This is a genomic window from Streptomyces sp. NPDC127119 (genome assembly GCF_042677425.1).
Lineage (GTDB): Bacteria > Actinomycetota > Actinomycetes > Streptomycetales > Streptomycetaceae > Streptomyces.
Map to the genome: position 1 here is coordinate 1 of NZ_JBHXTO010000294.1, position 2,873 is coordinate 2,873.

2 protein-coding genes are annotated in these 2,873 nt (G+C 68.1%); both read left to right on the plus strand.

Features of this window, described 5'->3' with window-relative positions; all coding sequences use genetic code 11:
- Positions 1-1,853: 2-oxoacid:acceptor oxidoreductase subunit alpha (locus ACFVH5_RS44200; RefSeq protein ID WP_385839339.1), on the plus strand; the 1,853-nt coding region annotated here is incomplete at its 5' end.
- A partial coding sequence (locus ACFVH5_RS44205; RefSeq protein ID WP_385839340.1) for a 2-oxoacid:ferredoxin oxidoreductase subunit beta occupies positions 1,846-2,873 on the plus strand: 1,028 nt, incomplete at its 3' end. The genes ACFVH5_RS44200 and ACFVH5_RS44205, both read left to right, overlap by 8 nt.

The following is a 2,873-nucleotide window of genomic DNA, read 5'->3' on the forward strand; positions in this document are numbered from 1 at the left end:
AGGACGTACGCCGGCTCGATCGGGTGATCATCCGGTTCGCGGGGGACTCGGGTGATGGTATGCAGCTGACCGGGGACCGTTTCACCTCTGAGACGGCATCGTTCGGGAACGACCTTTCGACGCTGCCGAACTTTCCCGCCGAGATCCGTGCGCCCGCAGGAACACTGCCGGGCGTTTCTTCTTTTCAGCTGCATTTCGCCGACCATGACATCCTCACGCCGGGCGACGCGCCCAACGTGCTGGTGGCGATGAATCCGGCCGCGCTGAAGGCGAACATCGCCGATGTTCCGCGCGGTGCGGAGATCATCGTCAACACGGACGAGTTCACCAGACGGGCGATGTCGAAGGTCGGGTACGCGGCCAGTCCGCTGGAGGACGGTTCGCTGGACGGGTTCTCCGTGCACCCGGTGGCGCTGACCACGCTGACCGTCGAGGCGCTGAAGTCGTTCGATCTCACCCGTAAGGAGGCCGAGCGCAGCAAGAACATGTTCGCGCTGGGTCTGCTGTCGTGGATGTATCACCGGCCGACCGAGGGCACCGAGAAGTTCCTGCGGACCAAGTTCGCCAGGAAGCCCGACATCGCGGCGGCGAACATCGCGGCGTTCCGGGCGGGCTGGAACTTCGGTGAGACGACCGAGGACTTCGCGGTCTCGTACGAGGTCGCGCCGGCCACCCAGGCGTTCCCGACGGGCACCTACCGGAACATCTCCGGGAATCTGGCGCTGTCGTACGGGCTGATCGCCGCCTCCCGGCAGGCCGACCTGCCGTTGTACCTGGGCTCGTACCCGATCACTCCCGCCTCGGACATCCTGCACGAGTTGAGCAGGCACAAGAACTTCGGTGTGCGCACCTTCCAGGCCGAGGACGAGATCGCGGGGATCGGGGCGGCGCTGGGCGCGGCTTTCGGCGGGTCGCTCGCGGTGACCACGACGTCCGGTCCGGGGGTGGCGCTCAAGAGCGAGACGATCGGGCTGGCGGTCTCCCTGGAGCTGCCGCTGCTGGTGATCGACATCCAGCGCGGCGGGCCGTCGACGGGGCTGCCGACCAAGACCGAGCAGGCCGACCTGCTGCAGGCGATGTACGGGCGCAACGGCGAGGCGCCGGTGCCGATCGTGGCGCCCCGTACGCCCGCCGACTGTTTCGACGCGGCCGTCGAGGCGGCCCGGATCGCGCTCGCGTACCGCACGCCGGTGCTGCTGCTCTCCGACGGCTATCTCGCCAACGGCTCGGAGCCGTGGCGCATCCCCGAGATTGATGAACTGCCCGATCTGCGGGTGCAGTTCGCGCAGGGGCCCAACCACACGCTGGACGACGGCACCGAGGTCTTCTGGCCCTACAAACGCGACCCCAGGACGCTGGCCCGGCCGTGGGCGATCCCGGGCACGCCGGGCTTGGAGCACCGCATCGGCGGCATCGAGAAGCAGGACGGCACGGGCAACATCAGCTACGACCCGGCCAACCACGACTTCATGGTCCGCACCCGGCAGGCGAAGATCGACGGCATCGACGTCCCCGACGTGGAGGTCGACGACCTCACCGGGACGGCGAACACGCTGGTCCTGGGCTGGGGTTCGACCTACGGACCGATCACCGCGGCGGTACGCCGGCTGCGGGCCGCCGGGGAGCACATCGCGCAGGCCCATCTGCGCCACCTCAACCCCTTCCCGCGCAATCTCGCCGCGGTGCTGGGGCATTACGACAAAGTGGTCATCCCCGAGATGAACCTCGGCCAGCTGGCCACGCTGGTCCGGGCGAAGTACCTGGTGGACGCCCACTCGTACAACCAGGTGAACGGCATGCCGTTCAAGGCTGAGCAGCTCGCCACGGCTCTCAAGGAGGCCATCGATGGCTGAGACGACCACGGAAGGCCCGGGCACGATCGAGGCGCTCACTCTGGTGCCCAAAGCCGAGGCCAGGCAGTCCATGAAGGACTTCAAGTCCGATCAGGAAGTGCGCTGGTGCCCCGGCTGCGGCGACTACGCGATCCTCGCCGCCGTACAGGGCTTCATGCCCGAACTCGGCCTGGCGAAGGAGAACATCGTCTTCGTCTCGGGCATCGGATGCTCCTCCCGCTTCCCGTACTACATGAACACCTACGGGATGCACTCCATCCACGGCCGCGCGCCCGCCATCGCGACCGGGCTCGCCTCCTCACGCCAGGACCTGTCGGTGTGGGTCGTCACCGGCGACGGGGACGCGCTGTCCATCGGCGGCAACCATCTGATCCACGCGCTGCGGCGCAACGTGAACCTGAAGATCCTGCTGTTCAACAACCGGATCTACGGGCTCACCAAGGGCCAGTACTCACCGACCTCCGAGGTCGGCAAGATCACCAAGTCCACGCCGATGGGCTCACTGGACGCGCCCTTCAACCCGGTGTCACTGGCGATCGGCGCGGAGGCGTCGTTCGTGGCACGGACCGTGGACTCCGACCGCAAGCACCTCACCGAGGTCCTGCGGCAGGCCGCCGCCCATCCGGGCACCGCCCTCGTCGAGATCTACCAGAACTGCAACATCTTCAACGACGGCGCCTTCGAGGTCCTCAAGGACCGCCGGCAGGCCGAGGAGGCGGTGATCCGCCTGGAACACAGGCGGCCGATCCGCTTCGGCGCCCCGCTGGAGGACGGCCTCGGCTCCAAGGGGGTCGTGCGCGACGCGGTGACCGGGGATCTGAAGGTCGTCACCGTCACGCCGGAGAACGAGCCGCTGATCCTGGTCCACGACGCGCACTCCGCTTCGCCGACCACGGCGTTCGCGCTGTCCCGGCTCGCCGACCCCGACACGCTGCACCACACGCCGATCGGGGTGCTGCGGGCCGTCGACCGGGCGGTGTACGACACGCAGATGGCCGAGCAGCTCGACTCCGCGATCGA